The organism is Peteryoungia ipomoeae (assembly GCF_004912165.1).
Lineage (GTDB): Bacteria > Pseudomonadota > Alphaproteobacteria > Rhizobiales > Rhizobiaceae > Allorhizobium > Allorhizobium ipomoeae.
In genome coordinates, this window is sequence record NZ_STGV01000003.1 from 251,318 (window position 1) to 272,189 (window position 20,872).

Below are 20,872 nucleotides of genomic sequence, written 5' to 3' on the forward strand. Positions count from 1 at the left end.
CGTGTCAGCCGGCAATCAGAACAAAAAGGATGGCAATGGCAGCAGGCAATGCCTGGATATAGAGAATTTTCCGCGTTGCCGTCATCCCCCCATATAGGCCAGCGACCAGCACGCAGCCAAGGAAAAACAGCTGGATCTGAAAGCCGACGGAAAGATCGGGGTGCAAGAGGCCCCAGATCAGGCCGGCGGCGAGGAAGCCGTTATAGAGCCCCTGATTGGCGGCCATGACCTTCGTTGCTTCGGCCTGATCGGGCCTCATGCCGAAGGCGCGGCGACCGGCGGGCGTGGTCCAGAGAAACATTTCCAGCACCAGAATGTAGATATGCTCGAGCGCGACAAGCGCAACCAGGGTCGAGGCGAGATAGGACATGGACACTCCGTTCATCGATCACGAGGGGCATGCTGACGTCCCTTTGCATAAAGGAAAAATCCGCTGACCACTACGCGTCTGATCTGCGCCGCAGCAGACCGGCAATCGTGACGGCGACCAGGGCGAAGGCGAGGCCATACCAGGTGATGGCATATTGCAGGTGGTTGTTGGGCAGGTCGATCTGCGTCACGCCACCCTTCGGCAGGCCGCCGGCATTGGGGGTTGCATCGGCATCGAGGAAGAAGGGCAAAACCTCACCGCCTTCGAGACCGGCAGAGGCGGTCATTCGGTCGAGATCCTTCCAGTAGAAGATGTTGGCCACCTCATCATTGTCCGGCACCAGTGAGGATGGTTTCGCCGCCAATCGCGCGCGGGCAAGACCGGTGATCGTCTGGTCACCCGGTGGCTGACTTTCCGGACGGCTTTCCGGCAGTTTGCGATCATAGGGCACGAAGCCTCGGTTGACGAACAGGAAACGGCCATCGGTCAGCTGAAGCGGCGTATAGACATAGAAGCCTGACTGGCCTTCAAACGTTGCGAGAAAATGCCGTTCCTTGTCATGCAGGAAGGTGCCGCTCACCTGCGCGTGGCGATAATCGATGTCGTCTCCCGCAGAAACGGCCGCCTCGATGGCCGCGATATCCGCGGGCGGCGCATTGCGGCGCGCCTCGATCTGCGCCAGCAGCGTCTCCTTCCAATACAGGCGATTGACCTGCCATGTGCCGAGTGTCAGCAGAATGGCGAGCGCTACAGGCACGAAGACCAGTCCCAGCCAGAGGCGCCAGCCACGCCTGCGACCGACAGCTGCGAGCTTGGTACCGTCAGTCACGATCGATCACCCCTTGCGAGGCGTTGTGCTTGTATTGAAGCGCAATCAGGAGCGCTTTCAGGAAGCGCATCAGCCAGAGGGTGAAGGCGACGCCGAGCGGGGCAAAGACCAGAATGTGCAGCCAGACTGAGGGCTGGTAGTTCAACTCCACCCAGAGCGCCAGGCCGACCACCAGAAGATCGGCAATCAGAATGACAAAAATCGCCGGGCCATCACCGGCATCGATCCAGGAAAAATCGAGCCCGCAGGAGGCACAGCGTGGTTTTGGCTTGGTCAGGCCATCGAAGAGCTTGCCGTGACCGCAGCGAGGGCAGGATGCAGACAGGGCCGTTTTCAACGGTTCGGTGGGCGGAAACTGGGCATGGTCGTCTTGCATGGTATCGGCTCCTCGGGGCGTCAGGCCTTTTCCCAGCCTTAGACCAATCGGGCTTGCGCTCCTAGGGCCGGATCGTCGCAGGCCCAACGAAAAAGGGCGGCTTTCGCCGCCCTTTTGAAACCTTGTCGTCACCCGCTTAGTGCGCGAGCGGCGCACCCCAGTCGCCCCAGATGTAGATGGCGAAGAAGAGGAAGAGCCAGACGACGTCAACGAAGTGCCAGTACCAGGCAGCCGCTTCGAAGCCGAAGTGCTGCTGCGGGGTAAAGTGGCCGGCAAGCGCGCGGAACAGGCAGACGATCAGGAAGATTGTGCCGACCAGAACGTGGAAGCCGTGGAAGCCCGTGGCCATGAAGAAGGTCGCGCCGTAGATCGAGTTTTTGAAGTCGAACGGCGAGTGCATGTATTCATAGGCCTGCACGAAGGAGAACAGGATGCCGAGCGCAACCGTCAGCGACAGACCGGCAATGACGCCCTTGCGGTCATCGTGCAGCAGCGCGTGGTGCGCCCAGGTCACGCAGGTGCCGGAAAGCAGCAGGATGACGGTGTTGTAGAGCGGCAGGTGCCAGGGATCGACAACCTCGATGCCGACAGGCGGCCACTGACCACCGGTGAACTCGACGCGGCTTGCCTGGATTGCCTCATTGGCAAAGAGGCTGGCGTCGAAGAAGGCCCAGAACCAGGCGACGAAGAACATCACTTCGGACGCGATGAACATGATCATGCCATAGCGCAGATGCAGCGACACGACGCGGGTGTGGTGGCCCGCATGCGCTTCCTTGATCGTGTCAGCCCACCAGGCAAACATGGTGAAGAGCGTGATCGCGAGACCGATGTAGAACAGCCATGGCGTGGCCAGATCGACGCCGAACAGGTTGAACGAACCGCCGTTCAGATAGCGCATGTAACCCACGCCACCGAAGGTGAGAACGAAGGCGCCGATCGCGGCCAGAAGCGGCCAGGGGCTCGGATCGATGATGTGGTAGTCGTGGTTCTTCTGGTGCGCTTCGGCCATTTCAGCAATCCCCGAATGTCAATTTCACTACGAGACCCGGCGAACCGGACCCCCTCTCTCACAGTTTCGGCTGTACCTTGTCTTCCCCGGTGGCAAGGGCCGCGACCGGCGCCTCGTCGTCTTTCGGGTAAAAGGTGTAGGACAGCGTGATCGTACCGATGTCCTTCGTCTCTTCCGCATCGACGATGGCGGGATCGACAAAGAAGACGACCGGCATTTCCAGTTTTTCGCCCGGCTGCAACGTGGTCTTGGTGAAGCAGAAGCACTGCACCTTGTTAAAGTAGGCACCGGCCTCGCCCGGCGTGACGTTGAAGACCGCCTCACCCGTCACCGGCTTGTCGGATTTGTTCACCGCTTCATAGCGGATCTCGACGGTCTCGCCGATCTTCGGATTGACCTTCTTGTCGACGGCACGGAAGTCCCAGTTGAGACCGGAAGACACATTGGCGTCGAAGGTCACGTTGATCTTCCGATCAAGGACGACGTCCGACATCTGCTCGACACGCTGCGTCGTGCCGCCATAACCGGTGACCTGGCAGAACAGCCGGTAAAGCGGCACGGCTGCGAAGCTCATGCCCACCATGCCGCAAACAAAGACGACGCAGGCTGTGGCGACGCCCAGATTGCGTCCCCGCGATGCCGTCGAATTTGGATTGGGAGCGTTCATGCCAGGGCCTCGTTCAACCGACATTGCCGATCTTGATGATCGTTACGACGTAAAACAGCACCACCAGAGCAGCAAGGACCACGCCAAGCGCGATGTTGCGACCACGGCGGGATTTTTTCTGCTTGTCGTTCAGCTCGACGGTATCCATCAGACAGCACCTCCGAACGAGCCGATGAACGACGCGAGGTAAAAATCGACCATCAAGGCCGAGAAAATGGCGAAGAGATAGAAGATCGAATAGGCAAACAGCTTCTTGGCTGGCACCATCTTCTCGTCGCCGTCGGCCATGCGCCAGACGGCGATGGAACAGTGGACGAAATAGAGGCCGAGCAGACCAGCAATGACGCCATAGCCAATCGACGCAAGACCCGTCACGGTCGGCAGGACGCCGGTCACGGCGGTCAGTACGGCATAGACGGCAATCTGGCGCTTGGTCGAGGGGATGCCCGCGACATTCGGCATCATCGGCACGCCAACGGCACCATAGTCCTTCATCTTGAAGAGAGCGAGCGCCCAGAAATGCGCCGGCGTCCAGAGAAAGATGATCATGAAGAGAATGACGCTGTCGAGCGAGACGCCACCGGTCACGCAGGCCCAGCCGACCATCGGCGGGAAGGCGCCCGCCGCACCACCGATGACGATGTTCTGCGGGGTCGAGCGCTTGAGCCACATCGTGTAGACGACGGCATAGAAGAAAATGGTGAAGGCAAGCAGGCCGGCGGCAAACCAGTTGACCGCAAGGCCAAGAATGCCGACCGAGAACACGGAGAGCACAAGGCCAAAGGCCAGTGCTTCATGCGGAGTGACGCGACCTGCGGGCACAGGGCGGCTCGCCGTGCGGCTCATGACGGCGTCGATATCCGCGTCGTACCACATGTTGAGCGCACCCGAGGCGCCCGCACCGACTGCGATGCAGAGAATGGCAATGGCGCCCAGGATCGGGTTGATCTGACCGGGCGCGAGAATGAGGCCGGCAAAGGCCGTGAACACCACAAGCGACATGACACGCGGCTTCAGGAGCGCGAAGAAATCGCGCGGGCCGGCTTCCGAAAGGCGCACATCGCCCTCGATGCCGAATACGTCGCTGTTGTCGATGACCGTCATGCTTTGGCTTTCCGTCTTCCATCGGCCTTGATGGCCCTTGGGATCGTGGCGCCGCGATCCCTCTGGACCGCGGCGCCCGTTTGTCAGTTGTGGTTAGCGCCGATCACTTGATCTTCGGCAGCTGCTCCCACTGGTGGTATGGCGGCGGCGAAGACAGCTGCCATTCCAGCGTGGTCGCACCTTCACCCCAGGGGTTGTTGCCAGCGATCCGCTTCTTGGCCAGCGCTTCGAAGACGCCAAAGAGGAAGATCAGGACGGCAAAGGCCGAGATGTAGGAACCGATCGACGACACATAGTTCCAGCCCGCGAATGCATCCGGATAGTCGATGTAACGACGCGGCATGCCGGCAAGACCGAGGAAGTGCTGCGGGAAGAAGATCAGGTTCACGCCGACGAACATCACCCAGAAATGCAGCTGGCCGACGAACTCGTTGTACATGTAGCCGGTGATCTTCGGGAACCAGTAGTACCAGCCGGCGAAGATCGCGAAGACGGCGCCGAGCGACAGAACGTAGTGGAAGTGGGCAACCACGTAGTAGGTGTCGTGCAGCGAACGGTCGAGGCCGGCGTTTGCGAGCTGAACGCCCGTGACGCCACCGACGGTGAAGAGGAAGATGAAGCCGATCGCCCAGACCATCGGGGTCTTGAAGGTCAGCGAGCCACCCCACATCGTTGCGATCCACGAGAAGATCTTGATGCCGGTCGGCACCGCGATGACCATGGTTGCGAAGAGGAAGTAGCGCTGCGCCTGGAGCGACAGACCGACCGTGTACATGTGGTGCGCCCAGACGACGAAGCCGACGGCACCGATGCCAACCATCGCATAGGCCATGCCGAGATAGCCGAAGACCGGCTTCCTGGAGAAGGTCGAGATGATGTGGCTGACGATGCCGAAACCGGGCAGGATCAGGATGTACACTTCCGGGTGACCGAAGAACCAGAACAGGTGCTGGTAGAGGACCGGGTCACCGCCGCCTTCCGGCGAGAAGAAGGTCGTGCCGAAGTTGCGGTCGGTGAGCAGCATGGTGATGCCACCTGCGAGAACCGGAAGCGACAGCAGAAGCAGGAAGGCCGTAACCAGAACCGACCAGGCAAAGAGCGGCATCTTGTGCAGCGTCATGCCAGGTGCACGCATGTTGAGGATCGTGGTGATGAAGTTGATCGCACCGAGGATCGAGGACGCACCGGAGACGTGGAGCGCAAAGATCGCAAGGTCAACCGCCGGTCCGGGCTGACCCGAGGTCGCAAGCGGCGGATAGAGCGTCCAGCCGCCACCGACGCCGTAGGCGCCTGCCGGTCCCTCGACGAACATCGAGAGCACGAGCAGCAGGAACGCCGGAACGATGAGCCAGAAGGAGATGTTGTTGAGGCGCGGGAAGGCCATGTCCGGAGCGCCGATCATGATCGGGATCATCCAGTTGGCAAAACCGCCGATCAGCGCCGGCATGACCATGAAGAAGATCATGATGAGCGCGTGCGCGGTGGTGAAGACGTTGTACATGTGCTTGCCGCCATCAATGGCAGCATCGCCTTCAAAGCCGTAGACCATGGAAGCCAGACCGTGGAAGATCTGGATGCCGGGCTGCTCCAGTTCGGCGCGCATGGCAACCGAAAGGGCGGCACCGATGATGCCGGCCATGATCGCGAAGATCAGGTACAGCGTTCCGATGTCCTTGTGGTTGGTCGACAGGAACCAACGGGCAAAGAAGCTCGGCTTATGGTCGTGATGCGCATCGTGCGCATGCTCGTCGTGGGCAACAGAACCAGCCATCGTCCTCACTCCTCTCAGTTCGTGGTGTTTTCAGCGGTCTGGACGGCGGCGGGAGCGCCGTCGACAGACGCCATAAGCGCGCGGTTTGCACCGTTCAGGTCAGACGTCGCCGCCTGCAGCCAGCCGTTATACTGCTCATCCGAGACAACGCGGATGGCGATCGGCATGTAGGCGTGGTCCTTGCCGCACAGCTCCGAACACTGGCCGTAATAAAGACCCTCGCGGTCGGCGCGGAACCAGGTTTCGTTCAGACGGCCCGGAATGGCGTCGATCTTGATGCCGAAGGCCGGCATGGCAAAAGCGTGGATAACGTCGGTCGGCGCGGCCGTGACCAGCAGACGAACGGTCTTGCCGACGGGAACGACGACTTCGTTGTCCACAGCCAGAAGGCGCGGATAGCGCGCGGCGTCTTCCTTGCCAGCGGCAGCGCGGTCTTCTTCCTTCAGCATGTAGCTGTCGAAGGAAACGGCCTGCTCGCCTTCATATTCATAGGACCACAGCCACTGCGTCGCGGTCGCCTTGATCGTGATGTCAGGGTTTTCCGGCATCTTCAGCTGATAGGTCAGAAGATTGAAGGACGGAATGGCGATCGCAAACAGGATCAGGACCGGCACAACGGTCCAGACGATCTCGATCGTCGTGTTGTGGCTGGTCTTCGACGGCACCGGATTGGCACTCGCGCGGAACTTCACCACGACGAGAATCAGGAGAATCAGAACGAAGATGGTGATCGGAACGATGAACCACAGTGTGTACTGCTCAAACCAGCTGTTGAACTCCATAATGGAGGTTGCCGGCTCCTGCATGCCCATCTGCCAGGGCTTCGGCTGATCGGCGAAGCTGACAGAAGCGAAAAGCAGACAGGCCAGCGCGGCCAGGGCTGCATAGGTTCTCTTCATCACGGTTGGTCTCCCACAAGCGCTTGATCCAGGTCAAACCATAGCGCAAAAATCATGCTAGTGTCGCCGTTTCAAATCATAGATTGGCCGCAATCGCAATACGCCGCAGGCATAGCCGGTGCGGCATTTTTGCGCTTCATCAAGCAGATGCGACCAAGGGCTGTGAGTTTCCTTCCGGTCGTGTGACTTGAGGTCCCGTTCCGGCGCATCTGATGCGTTTGCGAGTCCCAATTATGCCGCAGTCACTCATAATAGAGGGCATGGGGCTTCCCATTTCCCCACCCCGGCGCCAAGAATGCGCGGGATGATTCGTTTTCCAGAGGTATTCATGGGTCTTCCACGACTTGCCCGGACCAGCCTGGCTTTAGGCGCCGTCCTGATTGGCGCGCTGGCCGTCCCGGCACAGGCACAGGCACAGCAAACCCCACAGCAGCCCGGTTCGGTGCGATCAAACCATGGCGCATGGGCCGTCATCTGCGACCAGCCGGCAGGGGCTGCCACCGAGCAATGCGCGCTGATGCAGAACGTCATTGCCGACGACCGGCCGGAAGTTGGCCTGTCCGTCGTCATTCTGAAGACGGCCGACCGCAAGGCACGCATCCTGCGCATCCTCGCGCCGCTCGGCGTTCTCTTGAAAGATGGCATGGAGCTGTTTGTCGACGGCAACAATATCGGCCGGGCCTATTTCACCCGCTGCTTCTCCGAGGGCTGCTATGTCGAGGTCGAAATCGACGACGAGCTGATGAAGATCCTGCGCGCCGGCAAGGCCGCGGTCTTTGCGCTCAGGGAATCGGCAGATCAGGATCGCGTCGGCATTCCGATCGAACTTGCCGGCTTCGGCGAAGGTTACGACCAGCTGCCTTGATGCCTGTGGCGAGGCATCCCCTCGCCTGATCGTGAAGCTTTAGATCAAAGGGGTGAGCCTGCCGGGCTTGCCCCTTTTTCGTTCGACGCCTACATGCAGGGGCAACGGCCAAGGAGACCAGCATGACCCAGGACCTTCTCTCCCTCTTCGATTGCGATGAAGCCACGCTGACACAGCGTGTTGCCGATGCCTTGAAGGGAGCAGACGACGGCGAACTCTTCATCGAGCACGCCCAGGCAGAATCGCTGACCTTCGACAATGGCCGGCTGAAGGGCGGATCCTTCAACACCGACCAGGGCTTTGGCCTGCGCGCGGTGGCTGGTGAAGCCGTCGGTTACGCGCATGCCGGCGAACTCTCGCTGTCTGCCCTCTCCCGCGCAGCGGATGCCGTGGGAGCCGTCACGCGCGGCCATTCCGGCTCCTATGCGGCAGCGCCGCAGCGGACCAATGCCAAGCTTTATGGCGACGGCAATCCGATCGGCTCTCCGAGCTTCGAGGAGAAGGTGAAGCTGCTCTCGGAAATCGATGCCTACCTGCGCGACAAGGACCCCAAGGTGCGCCAGGTGACCGCCTCGATTGCCGCCAGCTGGCAGGTGGTCGAGATCCTGCGCGCCGATGGCCACCGGGTGCGCGATATCAGGCCGATGACGCGGATCAATGTCTCTGTGGTGACCGGCGCCGGCGACCGCCAGGAAAGTGGTTCCTTTGGGATTGGCGGCCGGCAAGGCTTTGACGATTTTCTCTCGACCGAAAGCTGGCAGCGCGGCGCGGACGAGGCATTGCGCCAGGCGCTGGTCAATCTCGAGGCGCAGGAAGCGCCGGCCGGCACGATGGATATCGTGCTTGGCAATGGCTGGCCGGGCGTGATGCTGCACGAGGCCGTCGGCCACGGGCTTGAAGGCGACTTCAACCGCAAAAAGACTTCGGCCTTTGCCGGGCTGATGGGCGAGATGGTGGCTGCTCCCGGCGTCACCGTGGTCGACGACGGCACGATCGACAACCGTCGCGGCTCGATCACTGTCGACGATGAAGGCACGCCGTCTGCCTATAATGTGCTGATCGAGAACGGCCGCCTCGTCGGCTACATGCAGGACCGCCAGAACGCCCGCCTGATGGGCATGAAGGCGACCGGCAATGGCCGCCGGCAGGGCTATGCGCACCAGCCCATGCCGCGCATGACCAATACCTACATGCTGTCGGGCGACAAGACTCCGGAAGAAATCATCGCCTCGGTGAAGAAGGGCATCTATGCCGTCTCCTTCGGTGGTGGCCAGGTGGACATCACCTCGGGCAAGTTCGTCTTCGGCTGCACCGAGGCCTATCTGATCGAAAACGGCAAGATCGGCGCACCGGTGAAGGGCGCCATGCTGATCGGCAACGGGCCTGACGCGATGAAGCGCATCTCGCTGATCGGCAATGACTCGAAGCTCGACACCGGCATCGGCAATTGCGGCAAGGCCGGCCAGTGGGTGCCCGTCGGGGTCGGCCAGCCGCATCTGAGGATGGACCAGATCACGGTGGGCGGCACCAAGGCGTGAAGACAAACGCGCTCGTCCCCGAACTTGCGGTAAGCGACTGGCGGACGAGCCGCGCCTTCTATTGCGATCTCATGGGATTCGACGTCGTCTATGAGCGGCCCGAGGAAGGCTTCAGCTTTCTGAGACTCGGTGATGCCCAGTTGATGATCGACCAGATCGGACTGGGCCGCACTTTCGACCTCGACGGCGCAGCATTGCATCGCCCCTTCGGTCGTGGTCTCAACCTGCAGATCAGGATTGTCGATGTCCAGATGATCCTGTCGCGCCTGGCGTCGGCCAAGATTGAGCTTTACCTGCCGCTCGAGGAAAATTGGTATCGGCGCGATGACCACCATGTCGGCAATCGACAATTCGTCGTCGCCGATCCCGATGGTTACCTGCTGCGCTGTTTTGAGGATCTCGGCAGCCGCTAGGCCCCTACCCCCGGCAGGGTATCAGCCAATGCCTTGATGCTGGCAAACTCCAGCCTCAGCCCCGTGCCGGCATCAGCACGCAGTCGTAGCGCTGACGCACGAGATGCTCGCAGATCGCGCGGGCTTTGTCCTTGGTTTCAAATCCGGTGAAGCGGGCGCGGTAATAGGTCACGCCGTTGTTCGTCATGGCTTCGGTATAGGTGTCGAGGTTCTCAAGCGGTGCGCCGATCTTCTCGCGGGCTTCCTTGAGGATCTGCATGGCGCCCTGGGCACTGTCGGAGGCGGCAATCTGAACCTGCCACTTGTCCATGATAGCCACCTGGGCGACGGGCGCGGCCGGTGTCTGGACCTGAAGCGGCTCCTGCGCATTCGCTGCGACGGCCTTGTAGTTCTGGCGGGCCGGCGCATAGGCGGCTGCAACCTTCGGCTCATCGGCTGCGGTGATACCTGCAAGCTTCTGGAGCGCAGACAATGCGTCTTCGCCGCCGCCATCTTCGGACGACTGGCCAGAGATGCGCGCAACATCGACATTCTGCTTGATTTCGCGGCTGACCATCAGTTCCTCGCCGGCAACGGCTTTACCGATATGGGCGTCGATCAGCTTTTCCATGATCTTGTCGCGGCTGGCGGCGGTGCGCCCACCCAGGACGACGCCGACAACGCGGCGACCATCGTGCTCGACAGCACTGACGAGGTTGAAGCCGGAGGCATTGGTGTAGCCGGTCTTGATGCCGTCCATGCCCTTGTAGCGATACATGAGGTTGTTGTGGCCATTGATGGTGCGGCCACGGAACTCGAAGCTCTTGGTAGAAAAGAGCGCGTAATCCTTTGGAAAATCACGGATCAGCGCCACGCCAAGCGTCGACATGTCGCGCGCGGTGGTGAACTGGTCCGGATGCGGCAGGCCCGACGCATTGTAGAACGTCGTGTTGACCATGCCGAGTTCGCGCGCCTTGCGGGTCATCATGTTGCCGAAATTGCGTTCGGTACCGCCAAGCTTTTCGCCCACGGCTGCGGCAACGTCATTGGCCGACAGCACGATCATGGCCAAAACCGCTTCCTTGACAGTGATTTCGTCGCCGGCTTTCACGCGAAGCTTTGTCGGCGGGCGGGCGGAAGCGTATTTGGAGAACGGCACCTTGCTGTCCCAGGTCAGGTTGCCCGACTTGATGGCTTCGAGCACCATGTAGACGGACATCATCTTGGTCAGCGATGCCGGGTGATTGAGCTCATCAGGGTTCTCAGAAGCGAGAACTTCGCCCGTGCGGGCATCCAGCAGCAATTGGGCGCTACCGGCCTGGGCAGTTGTCGAAAGAGACAGGAGCGTCACACAAAACGACAACAGGACCAAGAACTTGCTCATTACGACTCCGGAATTTTACGCTATTTCATCGGCCCGCCGCCTTCCTGCGAACCCAGGAAAGCCTTCGGCCCGACAGCCCTTAGGCCAAGAATGGGGCGACAATCTGCCAACTGTCATGGTTTGTAACAATTTGTCAGCGGAAACTGCTGCGGGCATGGTTAGGATCACGTTAACGCGGACAGCCAAGATCTCAGCACAGAGGCCTAACCCCCTAAAACTAGGGCGCTTTTGAACTCGGTCGCATTTCTCACGCCGCGCGTCTTGACCTCAACGGCACTTGAGCTTCCATCGTTCCTGCTCCCTAAAACATGTGGAGCAGACCATGCACGAGCCGAATCTCGTACGCGACATCCTCGGTGATGACGACACGACCATCCCTCGCCATCCAGAGGGCGTTTTGCGCGCCCGCGGCAAGAGCAAGCGATCACTGGCTGCCCTCTTCTCGCGGCTGTTTCGGCGCAAAGCCGAGGGGCGAACAGCAAGAGATGCGCGAAAGGGAGTACACCTCGCACCCGCAACCGGTGATGATCCATTGAGCTTCAGTTAAGTCTTGGCGGCTAGCTTGCCTGCAGTGTGATGGAGACGATGGGCGATGGCAGGCCAGATGATCAAGGATCTGAAAATCTCGGCGATTCGGGGGGCACTGGAGGTCTCGGCCGCCATGGCAGCGCTCGGTCTTTTCCCGTCCCTGCGTGGTTCGGGCGTCATCTTCACCCTTCACCGCGTCCGGCCCTTGGGGTCGGACGCGTTTGCTCCGAACCGGCATCTGGAGATCTCGCCCGATTTCTTGGAAAAGGCCATCCTGACGCTGAAGGCGGCCGGATACCGCTTCATTTCCACCGATATGGTGCGCAGGGAACTGCTGACGCCCTCGTCTTCCCAGCCCTTTGCGGTCTTCACGCTCGACGACGGCTTTCGTGACAATGTCGACCACGCGCTTCCGGTGTTTGACCGCCATGGCGTACCCTTTACCATCTTTGCCTGCCGGGGTTTTTCGGAGCGCAGTCACACCATGTGGTGGGAAACCGCAGCCGCGATGATTGCCGAGGGCCGCACGCTTGCCATCGAGACCGATCACGGACCGATGCGGCTTGCTTGCCAGACGCTGGCCGACAAACACAAAGCCTTTGCAAGAATTGCGACAATGATCGCCGCAGAGGATGAGGCCCTTGCCATTGAGCGGCTGAACGCTGCCGCCTATACCGTGGGCGTCGACCCTTACGCCATCGTTGCCGAAAACATCATGGACGGCGGCGAATTGCGCAAGGCTGCCGCCCACCCTCTCCTGACGCTCGGCGCGCATACCGTCAGCCATCGCGGCCTGGCGCGTCTGTCCGATGATGAAATCCTCGACGAACTCAACCAGAGTGCCGACTATGTCGCCTCGCTCACAGGCAAGCGACCGCGGGTCTTTGCGTACCCCTATGGCGATCAGCGCAGTGCGACAGACAGGACGGCCGCCTATGCGCAATGGGCGGGCTTCGAGCTCTCCGTCACCACCCGCGCCGGCACGCTTTCAGATGCTTCGCTGGAGAAGGCGCACCTCCTCCCGCGCATTTCCCTCAACGGACATTATCAGGCCGCGCGTTATGTCAAAGCGCTCGCCTCCGGCATCCCGTCACGCCTTTCAGGCCGCTGACGGGCGGCTCGGATCACGGATACATCCGGACTTTTTCCCAGCCGTCACCTTGGCGCCTGAATTCCATGCGGTCATGCAGGCGGAATTTCCGGTCGTGCCAGAATTCGATGGATTGCGGCAGGATACGAAAACCTGACCAGTGCGCGGGGCGTGGCACATTGCCCAGCGGATATCTGGCCGTGTATTCAGCAACTGCCTTTTCCAGCGCGAACCGTCCCTCCAGCGGCCGGGACTGCTTGGAAGCCCAGGCGCCGATGCGGCTTCCGAGCGGACGCGACTGAAAATATTCGTCGGCCTCCTCATCGGAAACGACCTCCACAGGACCGCGCAGACGGACCTGACGGCGGAGGCTTTTCCAATGAAAACACATTGCTGCCTTTTTCTGGCCGAGAAGTTCCTGTCCTTTCTGGCTTTCGAAATTCGTGTAGAAAACGAAGCCCCGGGCGTCATATCCCTTGAGCAAGACCATGCGCACATTCGGCAAACCATCGGCATCAACCGTCGCCAACGCAACCGCGTTGGGGTCGTTGAGCTCGGACGCCTGCGCGTCCTTCAACCAGGCGGCAAAGAGACCGAGGGGTTCGCTTTCCTCGGTGAAGTCATCATTTGTTAACCCGATTTCTGACATATTGTCTCAATTGCTCCCAATCTGCATATTGGCCCTTCGTGGCGAAGCACCGGATGGATGGCCCTTTGGAAGACATAGCAAAGTCATTCGTGCGTACAATGGGTAGGTGCATGCTGAAATCCAAGTTGATCCTTTGTCTGGCTGCGGCACTTCCGCTCAGCGGATGCTTCGGCAGCAGCATGGATCTGTTCGGCGAGGACAAGGTCGACAGCTCGATCTCCACCAGCACCGTCAATCGGACTGGCAATCCGCTGAGCCGTTCCGACGAACTCACAGTGCAGAGCGCGGTATCCTCTGCCGATCTTGACCGTACGGGCGCCAATCCCCTGCCCTGGGCCAATGCTTCGACCGGCAGTGCCGGCGTCGTGACGGCCATCCAGGAAGAAAAGGGCAACGGCTACATCTGCCGCAACTTCTCGACCACGCGCCACTCTTATGAAGGCATTGCCTACTTCTCCGGCAAGACCTGCACCGATGGCGGCGGCAACTGGCAGTTGATGAGCTTCGACAAACGGTCCTGATACGAATGTCAACGCTGGCATTTGAAAGAATTGCTTAAGCAAACCGCAAGAAATCGCCTCGCAGCGCTCCTGACAGCGTAACCATCAATTAGCAAATTTCGTGCGACCTTGCCTCGCAATTTAACCCGCGGCTGCCATGTAAGGCGGTACGGTATTGAGTATACGCGGGCAAGGCATGTTGAGCGCCTTTGCCGCCAGTTCTGGTTTCGGTGATCTATGCGTGATTTCTATGTAATTCTTGGCGTTAAGCGCAATGCCGGCGCAGAAGAGATCAAGGCTGCGTGGCGCAGGCAGGCGAAATCCGCCCATCCCGATCAGAACCCGGACGATCCGCTGGCCCATAACCGATTTGCGGAAATCGGCCAGGCCTACGATATCCTGAAAGATCCGGCCAAGCGCAGACGCTATGATCAGCAGCGCATCAAGCTCGACGGCTTCGAGCGCGACAACACGATCATGGCCCAGCGCGAAGCGGCAAAGGCCGCCGCCGAACGCGCCAAGCAGGCCAAGGAACGGGCTGAACGCGTGATGGAAGAGCTGGCGCGGGCAGAGGCCGAAAAGCTGAAAGCCGACGCCGCCGTCACCGAGGCCGCGCAGGCGGTGCACGCCGCTCGCGCTGCCAAGGCAGCCGCTGCGAAAGCTGCCGCCGAGCAGGCAGCGGCAGCCACGGCGCCGGGTGCTGCCTCTGAAAAATCAGGAAAGTCCGTTGATGAAGGGCGCGACGGAACCGAGCGCCCCAAGGCTGGGGCACCCGATCCGCAGGCCGGAAAGGCTGAGCCGGACAGCGGCCACGCGCGGGCCGAAAGCCCGGAAGAGATGGTTTCGCGCATTTTTGGCGAGGGACCGGAAGCCGAGGCTGCCGCCGAAAGTCTGCGCCGCGAGCGCGAGGCGGCCTCCAAGGCGGGGACTGGCTCCATCCTTTCGCCGCTTGAGCTGTTTACGTCTCTCGTCAGGATCTTTCGCGGCCCCGCACCACCTTTGCCGGAAAAGGCACCGGATGTGTTTGCAGAAGCGGTGGTTGCCATCGATGACCTCCTCCAGCAACGCAATGTGCCCCTAACGCTCAATGATGGCCGGGAGGTGAAGGTGCCGCTGCGTGGCGTCACCGACGGCCATGTCGTACGCCTGCGCGAACAGGGACTTCGCCTGCCGGGGATGCAGCGGGGCGATGTCGCCGTGACCATCCGGGTTGCGCGTAGCGAACGCTTCCTCGTCGATGGCCTCGACATTCGCACCGTGCTGCCGATCACGCTCGAGAACGCGGTTCTCGGCTGCGAACTCGATGTCGAAGGACCCGAGGGCAAGGTATCGATCACGGTGCCGGCCTGGTCCAATTCCGATCAGGTTTTGCGCATCGAAGAGCTTGGCCTGCCGAATGGCGAAGGGGGCCGAGGTGCTTTTGTCGTCGAGCTGCGCGTCATGCTGTGGGACAAGCCCGACGAAAAAGTCACCGACCTGATGCGCCTGATGCGCGAAGGCCTTTACGTCTAGAGAATTTCTGATTTTGCCGCATTGTCCGACGCCGAAGCGATCCCGCTTCGGCTGGAATTGCTCTGAGGTGCCGCGCCGACCGCTCGCCGCGATCCGCATCCCCCTGCCCTTGCCACCCGTTTTTGACGACACATCTGCTTTGCCGGTGATCGGGCCGGACATAGTTCGGGACCGTGTTGCAGATGTGCTCTCGCAATCTTGAACGCCAGAACGGCCTATGCCATAGGCTCTCCAACGAAAGTCTCGAAGGGTCTCGATATGGTACAGGGTTCCGGCCTCATGGCAGGCAAGCGCGGCGTCATCATGGGCGTTGCCAACAATCGCTCCATCGCCTGGGGCATCGCGAAGGCTTGCCGCGACCAGGGTGCCGAGATCGCCTTGACCTGGCAGGGCGACGCGTTGAAGAAGCGCGTGGAGCCGCTCGCCCAGGAACTCGATGCCTTCATGGCCGGCGATTGCGACGTCACCAACCTCGACAGCATCGATGCCGTGTTCGCCAATCTTGAAGCCAAGTGGGGCAAGATCGATTTCGTCGTGCACGCCATCGCCTTCTCCGACAAGGACGAGCTGACCGGCCGCTACATCGAGACGACGCGCGACAACTTCGCCAAGACCATGGACATCTCCGTATTCTCGTTCACGGCCGTTGCAGCGCGCGCCGAGAAAATCATGAACGACGGCGGCTCGCTTCTGACGCTGACCTATTACGGCGCGGAAAAGGTCATGCCGCATTACAACGTGATGGGCGTGGCAAAGGCGGCCCTGGAAGCCTCCGTGCGCTATCTCGCCGTCGACATGGGTGCCCGCGGCATTCGCGTCAACGCGATTTCGGCCGGCCCGATCAAGACGCTGGCCGCTTCGGGCATCGGCGACTTCCGCTATATACTCAAGTGGAACGAGCTCAACTCGCCGCTGAAGCGCAATGTCACCACCGACGAGGTCGGTTCGTCCGGCATGTATCTCCTGTCGGATCTTTCGACCGGCGTCTCCGGTGAAGTGCACCACGTCGACTGCGGTTATCACACGGTCGGGATGAAGTCGGTCGATGCGCCCGACATCTCGGTTGCCAAGGACTGATCAGAGGGGTTTGCCGTGCTCATCTACATGATCCGCCACGGCCAGACCGACTGGAATGCCGAAAGCCGCATGCAGGGCCAGAAGGACATCGGCCTCAACGACAGGGGCCGGTCTCAGGCGACCAATAACGGGCGCAAGCTCGCGGATATCCTCGGCGACACGGCAGGGGATTTCGATTTTGTCAGCTCTCCGCTTGGACGCACCCGCGACACGATGGAGCGCGTCCGGGCTGCCATGGGGCTCACACCGGAAAACTATCGGATGGACGACCGGCTGAAGGAAGTATCCTTTGGCGACTGGGAAGGGTCGACGCTTGCCGAACTGGCCGCGATCTCTCCCGAGCGGGTCGATGAACGCGGTCTCAACAAATGGGACTTCATTCCGCCCGGACAGGATGCCGAAAGCTATGAGATCCTCTCATGGAGGATCGGAGCCTGGCTGAATTCTCTGGTGAAACCAACGGTCTGCGTCAGCCATGGCGGCGTCATTCGCGCCTGCTTCCGCCTCGTCGCCGGCGTGAGCCCGGACGAGGCCTGCGCGCTTGACATCCCACAGGACCGCATCCTGAAAATCGATCGCGACGGCGGCAGCATAGGCTGGCTTTAAAGCGCCGCCGCCACTTCAAAATTTACTGAATGATTTCCAGGTCTTCAACTACGCGCTTGCCGTCGACTTCGGTGAAGAACACCAGCACCTTCTGACCGGACTCGAGCCCGTCGAAGTTGAACTCTGCCGGCACGTCATAGGTCTTGCCGTCATCGAGCTGGAGGCTCATGCCTTCGACATTCACGGAGCGAATGGTGCCTTCGACATCGCTGCTTCCCGCGATCGCAGAAATCGGGGCCAGAAGGCTGGCAGTGGCAAGCAGAACAGTAATCATCAGACGCATGCGAACCACCTTCAAACCATGAATCAAATAGGATGAAGACATTATAGGCCCTCCAAATGTGGCAGAATTTGCCCGCTCTGCCGACAAGTTTTGGGGAAATTCGCAACGAATGCAAGGCGTGTCAGGGGTAGAAACTCCACGCTTTTGAGCGGTCACTGCTCACCTGTCACGCGATCTGAGCAATAATCGGCTTTTGCGGGTTGCCGCATTCGTGCGTAAGGTCCGATACGAAATGCTAAATTAACCGGGCACCCTTTAACTGATCACATCAGGAATGGGGTGGCTGGCAGTTGCGCTACGAGACGATCGATCCGAACGGATCTTCTAAAAACTGGGGCGGTAGCACCTTCTGGCTGATTGCTGGCGCCTCAATGAGCGCGATCATTCTGGCAACCGGTTTCTTCATCGACCGCAATACCGGCCTTCAGGAAAAACTGAGGGTGCAGCAGGCTGTCCGCTATTCCGCGCAGATGACCGAGAGATCGCTTGCCGAGCACTTTGACAACACGCTCGGACTGCTCAATGCGATTGCCGACGACATTGCCGACGATCCGATGCTTTCGCCTCCCGAACTGAACCGGACGATCCGCGCGACCCTTGCAGACAATCCGCATTTTCGCGCGATCAGTTTCAAGCCGCTTGCCGATCAGACGCGCATGGCCTTCACGCCGATGATTGTGAGCCAGGGGCAGCACATCGTCGTCGATATCCCGATACCGCCGATGCCATGGGCGCAGCCCAAGCAATGGCAATCCATGGTCACCGAGATCGACAAGGCGGCCTTTTTGCAATCCGCCAGGATAACCGACCTCGGCACACATGAAGGCGGCCTGGTGGATGGCCCGCTGACGCTTGCCGTCGTTCACAACGGCAAGGTGCTGCTGGGCGATGCGGAGGTTCTGGGGCTTGAGCCGGAAAGGCTCGATCTGTCGGTCGCAGGCAGCCAATTCGAACTTTACGCCGTACCACAGGACGGCTGGGGCGCTGCCATGTCGCGCAGTCCGGTGGGCAGACTGTTCCTGCTTGCCGGCATCGTCACGATGATGGTGGCCACGTTTGGCGCGATCTATCTTCTGCGCGAGCGCAATCTCAACGTCGCCCGCCTCGCTGCGCGCGAAGCCCGTCTTGGCGAGCTGTCGAAGCGCTTGACCATGGCGCTCGAGACCTCGAAAACCGGCATATGGCAGGTCGACCCATCAACGCGTGAACTGGTTTGGGACGAGCGTACCGCCCTGTTGCACGGGCGCGACGTCAACACGGAACCCCATCCAGAACGGCTGGACGAGTGGTACTGTGCCATTCACCCGGATGATCGGGAGCGCGCGGAGCAGCTGTTTTACGATTTTGCCGTGGCCAACAGCCAGGACAGGCTCGACTTTTCCTACCGGATCATCCTCAAGAACGGGGCCGTCCGGCATCTTCGCTGTGTTGGCGCCCGCTCCGAGATCGGACTTCTGACCGGCATCGTCTGCGATGTCACCAGCGAGGCCCTGGTCAATCAGCGCTTGAGCAAAGACAAGCAAGATAGCGATATCAAGAACGCCGAGCTGGAACTTGCGCTGGAAGAGCTATCCTCGCGCGAACACCAGCTGACAGAACTCTCGCAGCGCCTCGACATGGCGCTCGGTTCTTACAATTGCGGGACATGGGAAGGTGATCCGATCACCAAGACCGCCATGTGGGATGAGCGGATGCACCAGCTCTACGGCCTGCCCTATTCCGACCGTCCGGTGACCGAAAGCCAGTGGCTGGGATCCCTTCATCCCGAAGACCGCAGCCTAGTGGTGCTTGCCGCCAAACGCGCAAGCAATCTCGACAACCTGATGCACACCACGCAAAGAGTCCTGCTGCCCAACAACGAGGTCCGCTTCATCCGGTCCGTCGGGCGCAATCATATCGACCGGGACGGACGCAAGAAGCTGATCGGCATCGCATTCGATGTCACCGCCGACGTCATGCTGGCAGAACAGCTGAGATCGGCAAAGGCCGAGGCCGATATGCGCAATATCGAGCTTGAACTGGCCAAGAACCGGATCGAATACAATGCCCTGCATGACCCGCTGACGTCGCTTGCCAACAGGCGAAAGTTCGATCAGGTCCTCGATACGCTCGGCAAGTCGCGCGAACGCGAGAAATATGCGATCCTCCATCTCGATCTCGATCGCTTCAAGGAGATCAACGACACGCTCGGCCATGCTGCGGGCGACGCCATGCTGGTGCATGCGTCGCGGGTGCTGAACCGGATCGTCGCGCGCGGCGACCTGGTGGCCCGCATCGGTGGCGACGAGTTCGTCATTCTCTCGCATTCAGCCACGAGCCAACAGGACCTCAGCCGTCTTGCCTCCAAGATCATTGAGGAAATGCACCAGCCTATCGACTTCGAGGGCTTCACCTGCCGCTGCGGCGTATCGATCGGCATTGCCCAGGCGATGGGCGCGTCGCCGGATCCGCGCAAGATCCTGATCAATGCCGACATCGCGCTCTACCAGGCCAAGGAGAAGGGCCGGAACGGCTTTGCCTTCTTCACCCCCGACCTGCAGGCTAATATCATCGCCAAGAAGCACATGGCCGACGATATCCTGAACGGGCTTGAGCGGGATGAATTCACCGTCCACTACCAGCCGCAATTTCACGCCACCACCATGCAGATGTGCGGCGCCGAAGCGCTTGTGCGCTGGCGCCACCCGCAGCGCGGGATCGTCGCGACGCATGATTTCCTGCGCGTGGCCGAAGACCTCAATGTGATGGCGCGGATCGACCAGATCGTGCTGCAGACAGCGCTCAAGGACCAGATGCGCTGGACGGCGCTCGGCTTCAGAACGCCCAAGGTGTCCGTCAACGTTTCGTCGAAGCGGCTGCATGACGTGACGCTGATCGCCCAGTTGCAGAAGCTCAACCTGATGCCCGACACGATCTGTTTCGAGCTGGTGGAATCGATCTTCCTCGATAACAGCCATGGGGTCTCTGTCGACAATATCGACAAGTTGAAATCGCTCGGCATCGACATCGAAATCGATGATTTCGGCACCGGCCACACCTCGATCGTCAGCCTGTTGAAGCTGAAACCGAAGCGTCTGAAGATCGACCGCCAACTGGTCATGCCGCTCACGACCCAGCCGCAGGAGCGCAACATGGTGCGTTCGATCGTTGAAATTGCCCGTTCGCTCGGGATCGAAACAGTGGCTGAAGGTGTCGAGACGGAAGCCCATGCCACGATCCTGCGCGAGATCGGCTGCGATTTCCTGCAGGGCTATCACTTCGCAAAACCGCTCTCCTTTGACGACTTCACCCGCTTCATGGGCAAGCTGCCCCAGCGAAAAGCCTCCTGACCGGGGTTTCGGCAACTACATTGCAACCGGCGCGCCCGAACGGATTTTTCCTTCGGGCGCAAAAGCGCTTCTCAAGCCTCGCAGATTTGCT

Annotated in this window: 22 protein-coding genes; 10 read left to right on the forward strand and 12 right to left on the reverse strand. The window is 60.5% G+C overall.

What is annotated here, in order from left to right:
- Nucleotides 1–4: 4 nt before the first annotated feature.
- From FAA97_RS10990 to coxB, 9 genes are all read right to left on the reverse strand, one after another.
- Nucleotides 5–370, reverse strand: coding sequence for a DUF1304 domain-containing protein (locus tag FAA97_RS10990; RefSeq protein ID WP_136598570.1), 366 nt, complete (start codon nucleotides 368–370; stop codon nucleotides 5–7).
- 70 nt (nucleotides 371–440) lie between these two features.
- A complete protein-coding gene (locus FAA97_RS10995; protein WP_246041429.1) occupies nucleotides 441–1,142 on the reverse strand; it encodes an SURF1 family protein in 702 nt (233 codons plus the stop codon).
- Nucleotides 1,143–1,191: 49 nt separating this feature from the next.
- Entirely contained in the window at nucleotides 1,192–1,575 is a 384-nt protein-coding gene (locus FAA97_RS11000) for a DUF983 domain-containing protein (RefSeq protein WP_136598572.1), read from the reverse strand.
- 136 nt (nucleotides 1,576–1,711) lie between these two features.
- The gene (locus FAA97_RS11005; RefSeq protein ID WP_136598573.1) at nucleotides 1,712–2,587 is read right to left on the reverse strand and encodes a cytochrome c oxidase subunit 3; all 876 of its coding nucleotides are present in this window, start codon (nucleotides 2,585–2,587) and stop codon (nucleotides 1,712–1,714) included.
- A 58-nt stretch (nucleotides 2,588–2,645) separates the two neighbouring features.
- A complete protein-coding gene (locus FAA97_RS11010) occupies nucleotides 2,646–3,254 on the reverse strand; it encodes a cytochrome c oxidase assembly protein (protein ID WP_136598574.1) in 609 nt (202 codons plus the stop codon).
- Between the two features lie 13 nt (nucleotides 3,255–3,267).
- The gene (locus FAA97_RS21385) at nucleotides 3,268–3,402 is read right to left on the reverse strand and encodes a hypothetical protein (protein ID WP_136598575.1); all 135 of its coding nucleotides are present in this window, start codon (nucleotides 3,400–3,402) and stop codon (nucleotides 3,268–3,270) included.
- Nucleotides 3,402–4,358, reverse strand: coding sequence for a heme o synthase (locus tag FAA97_RS11020; RefSeq protein WP_136598576.1), 957 nt, complete (start codon nucleotides 4,356–4,358; stop codon nucleotides 3,402–3,404). Before FAA97_RS11020 ends, FAA97_RS21385 begins: the two co-directional genes overlap by 1 nt.
- 103 nt (nucleotides 4,359–4,461) lie before the next feature.
- Nucleotides 4,462–6,129: a cytochrome c oxidase subunit I gene (ctaD, locus tag FAA97_RS11025; RefSeq protein ID WP_136598577.1), complete on the reverse strand. Its 1,668-nt coding sequence runs from the start codon at nucleotides 6,127–6,129 to the stop codon at nucleotides 4,462–4,464.
- Between the two features lie 14 nt (nucleotides 6,130–6,143).
- On the reverse strand, nucleotides 6,144–7,028 hold the full coding sequence (gene coxB, locus FAA97_RS11030) for a cytochrome c oxidase subunit II (RefSeq protein ID WP_136598578.1): 885 nt from the start codon (nucleotides 7,026–7,028) through the stop codon (nucleotides 6,144–6,146).
- A gap of 328 nt (nucleotides 7,029–7,356) precedes the next feature.
- Here coxB and FAA97_RS11035 point away from each other — a divergent pair, with 328 nt between their 5' ends.
- From FAA97_RS11035 to FAA97_RS11045, 3 genes are all read left to right on the forward strand, one after another.
- A complete protein-coding gene (locus tag FAA97_RS11035) occupies nucleotides 7,357–7,893 on the forward strand; it encodes an invasion associated locus B family protein (protein WP_136598579.1) in 537 nt (178 codons plus the stop codon).
- 122 nt (nucleotides 7,894–8,015) lie between these two features.
- Nucleotides 8,016–9,431: a metalloprotease TldD gene (tldD, locus tag FAA97_RS11040; protein WP_136598580.1), complete on the forward strand. Its 1,416-nt coding sequence runs from the start codon at nucleotides 8,016–8,018 to the stop codon at nucleotides 9,429–9,431.
- Nucleotides 9,428–9,844, forward strand: coding sequence for a bleomycin resistance protein (locus tag FAA97_RS11045; RefSeq protein WP_136598581.1), 417 nt, complete (start codon nucleotides 9,428–9,430; stop codon nucleotides 9,842–9,844). Before tldD ends, FAA97_RS11045 begins: the two co-directional genes overlap by 4 nt.
- Before the next feature lie 55 nt (nucleotides 9,845–9,899).
- Here FAA97_RS11045 and FAA97_RS11050 read toward each other — a convergent pair whose 3' ends face one another.
- Nucleotides 9,900–11,207: a D-alanyl-D-alanine carboxypeptidase family protein gene (locus FAA97_RS11050; RefSeq protein WP_136598582.1), complete on the reverse strand. Its 1,308-nt coding sequence runs from the start codon at nucleotides 11,205–11,207 to the stop codon at nucleotides 9,900–9,902.
- Between the two features lie 322 nt (nucleotides 11,208–11,529).
- Here FAA97_RS11050 and FAA97_RS11055 point away from each other — a divergent pair, with 322 nt between their 5' ends.
- The gene (locus tag FAA97_RS11055; protein WP_136598583.1) at nucleotides 11,530–11,754 is read left to right on the forward strand and encodes a hypothetical protein; all 225 of its coding nucleotides are present in this window, start codon (nucleotides 11,530–11,532) and stop codon (nucleotides 11,752–11,754) included.
- 45 nt (nucleotides 11,755–11,799) lie between these two features.
- Nucleotides 11,800–12,846, forward strand: coding sequence for a polysaccharide deacetylase family protein (locus FAA97_RS11060; RefSeq protein WP_136598584.1), 1,047 nt, complete (start codon nucleotides 11,800–11,802; stop codon nucleotides 12,844–12,846).
- Between the two features lie 13 nt (nucleotides 12,847–12,859).
- On the opposite strand, the gene pdxH is transcribed toward FAA97_RS11060, so the two are convergent.
- Nucleotides 12,860–13,474, reverse strand: coding sequence for a pyridoxamine 5'-phosphate oxidase (gene pdxH, locus FAA97_RS11065; RefSeq protein ID WP_136598585.1), 615 nt, complete (start codon nucleotides 13,472–13,474; stop codon nucleotides 12,860–12,862).
- Between the two features lie 65 nt (nucleotides 13,475–13,539).
- On the opposite strand from pdxH, the gene FAA97_RS11070 reads away from it, so the two are divergent.
- The 4 genes from FAA97_RS11070 (at nucleotide 13,540) to FAA97_RS11085 (ending at nucleotide 17,169) form a co-directional block, all read left to right on the forward strand.
- Nucleotides 13,540–13,995: an RT0821/Lpp0805 family surface protein gene (locus FAA97_RS11070; protein ID WP_425467417.1), complete on the forward strand. Its 456-nt coding sequence runs from the start codon at nucleotides 13,540–13,542 to the stop codon at nucleotides 13,993–13,995.
- Nucleotides 13,996–14,211: 216 nt separating this feature from the next.
- Complete coding sequence (locus FAA97_RS11075; protein WP_136598587.1) at nucleotides 14,212–15,486, forward strand: DnaJ C-terminal domain-containing protein; 1,275 nt, start codon at nucleotides 14,212–14,214, stop codon at nucleotides 15,484–15,486.
- 258 nt (nucleotides 15,487–15,744) lie between these two features.
- The gene (gene fabI / locus FAA97_RS11080) at nucleotides 15,745–16,563 is read left to right on the forward strand and encodes an enoyl-ACP reductase FabI (protein WP_136598588.1); all 819 of its coding nucleotides are present in this window, start codon (nucleotides 15,745–15,747) and stop codon (nucleotides 16,561–16,563) included.
- A 15-nt stretch (nucleotides 16,564–16,578) separates the two neighbouring features.
- Nucleotides 16,579–17,169, forward strand: coding sequence for a histidine phosphatase family protein (locus FAA97_RS11085; RefSeq protein ID WP_136598589.1), 591 nt, complete (start codon nucleotides 16,579–16,581; stop codon nucleotides 17,167–17,169).
- A 22-nt stretch (nucleotides 17,170–17,191) separates the two neighbouring features.
- Here the strand turns inward: FAA97_RS11085 and FAA97_RS11090 are convergent, their stop codons facing one another.
- Nucleotides 17,192–17,452 (reverse strand): DUF1344 domain-containing protein, encoded by a 261-nt coding sequence (locus FAA97_RS11090; RefSeq protein WP_136598590.1) that lies wholly within the window; start codon nucleotides 17,450–17,452, stop codon nucleotides 17,192–17,194.
- Between the two features lie 371 nt (nucleotides 17,453–17,823).
- Here FAA97_RS11090 and FAA97_RS11095 point away from each other — a divergent pair, with 371 nt between their 5' ends.
- Nucleotides 17,824–20,781 carry a bifunctional diguanylate cyclase/phosphodiesterase gene (locus tag FAA97_RS11095; RefSeq protein ID WP_136598863.1) on the forward strand — a complete coding sequence of 986 codons (2,958 nt, stop codon included), beginning with the start codon at nucleotides 17,824–17,826 and terminating at the stop codon, nucleotides 20,779–20,781.
- The last annotated feature ends 91 nt before the right edge of the window (nucleotides 20,782–20,872 follow it).

What these genes read in the sequence shown, in the direction of transcription:
- FAA97_RS10990 (WP_136598570.1), bottom strand. Translation starts at nt 370, where the DNA reads ATGTCCTATCTCGCCTCGACCCTGGTTGCGCTTGTCGCGCTCGAGCAT.
- FAA97_RS11000 (WP_136598572.1), bottom strand. Translation starts at nt 1,575, where the DNA reads ATGCAAGACGACCATGCCCAGTTTCCGCCCACCGAACCGTTGAAAACG.
- FAA97_RS11005 (WP_136598573.1), bottom strand. Translation starts at nt 2,587, where the DNA reads ATGGCCGAAGCGCACCAGAAGAACCACGACTACCACATCATCGATCCG.
- FAA97_RS11010 (WP_136598574.1), bottom strand. Translation starts at nt 3,254, where the DNA reads ATGAACGCTCCCAATCCAAATTCGACGGCATCGCGGGGACGCAATCTG.
- FAA97_RS21385 (WP_136598575.1), bottom strand. Translation starts at nt 3,402, where the DNA reads ATGGATACCGTCGAGCTGAACGACAAGCAGAAAAAATCCCGCCGTGGT.
- FAA97_RS11020 (WP_136598576.1), bottom strand. Translation starts at nt 4,358, where the DNA reads ATGACGGTCATCGACAACAGCGACGTATTCGGCATCGAGGGCGATGTG.
- ctaD (WP_136598577.1), bottom strand. Translation starts at nt 6,129, where the DNA reads ATGGCTGGTTCTGTTGCCCACGACGAGCATGCGCACGATGCGCATCAC.
- coxB (WP_136598578.1), bottom strand. Translation starts at nt 7,028, where the DNA reads ATGAAGAGAACCTATGCAGCCCTGGCCGCGCTGGCCTGTCTGCTTTTC.
- FAA97_RS11035 (WP_136598579.1), top strand. Translation starts at nt 7,357, where the DNA reads ATGGGTCTTCCACGACTTGCCCGGACCAGCCTGGCTTTAGGCGCCGTC.
- tldD (WP_136598580.1), top strand. Translation starts at nt 8,016, where the DNA reads ATGACCCAGGACCTTCTCTCCCTCTTCGATTGCGATGAAGCCACGCTG.
- FAA97_RS11050 (WP_136598582.1), bottom strand. Translation starts at nt 11,207, where the DNA reads ATGAGCAAGTTCTTGGTCCTGTTGTCGTTTTGTGTGACGCTCCTGTCT.
- FAA97_RS11055 (WP_136598583.1), top strand. Translation starts at nt 11,530, where the DNA reads ATGCACGAGCCGAATCTCGTACGCGACATCCTCGGTGATGACGACACG.
- FAA97_RS11060 (WP_136598584.1), top strand. Translation starts at nt 11,800, where the DNA reads ATGGCAGGCCAGATGATCAAGGATCTGAAAATCTCGGCGATTCGGGGG.
- pdxH (WP_136598585.1), bottom strand. Translation starts at nt 13,474, where the DNA reads ATGTCAGAAATCGGGTTAACAAATGATGACTTCACCGAGGAAAGCGAA.
- FAA97_RS11075 (WP_136598587.1), top strand. Translation starts at nt 14,212, where the DNA reads ATGCGTGATTTCTATGTAATTCTTGGCGTTAAGCGCAATGCCGGCGCA.
- fabI (WP_136598588.1), top strand. Translation starts at nt 15,745, where the DNA reads ATGGTACAGGGTTCCGGCCTCATGGCAGGCAAGCGCGGCGTCATCATG.
- FAA97_RS11090 (WP_136598590.1), bottom strand. Translation starts at nt 17,452, where the DNA reads ATGCGTCTGATGATTACTGTTCTGCTTGCCACTGCCAGCCTTCTGGCC.
- FAA97_RS11095 (WP_136598863.1), top strand. Translation starts at nt 17,824, where the DNA reads ATGAGCGCGATCATTCTGGCAACCGGTTTCTTCATCGACCGCAATACC.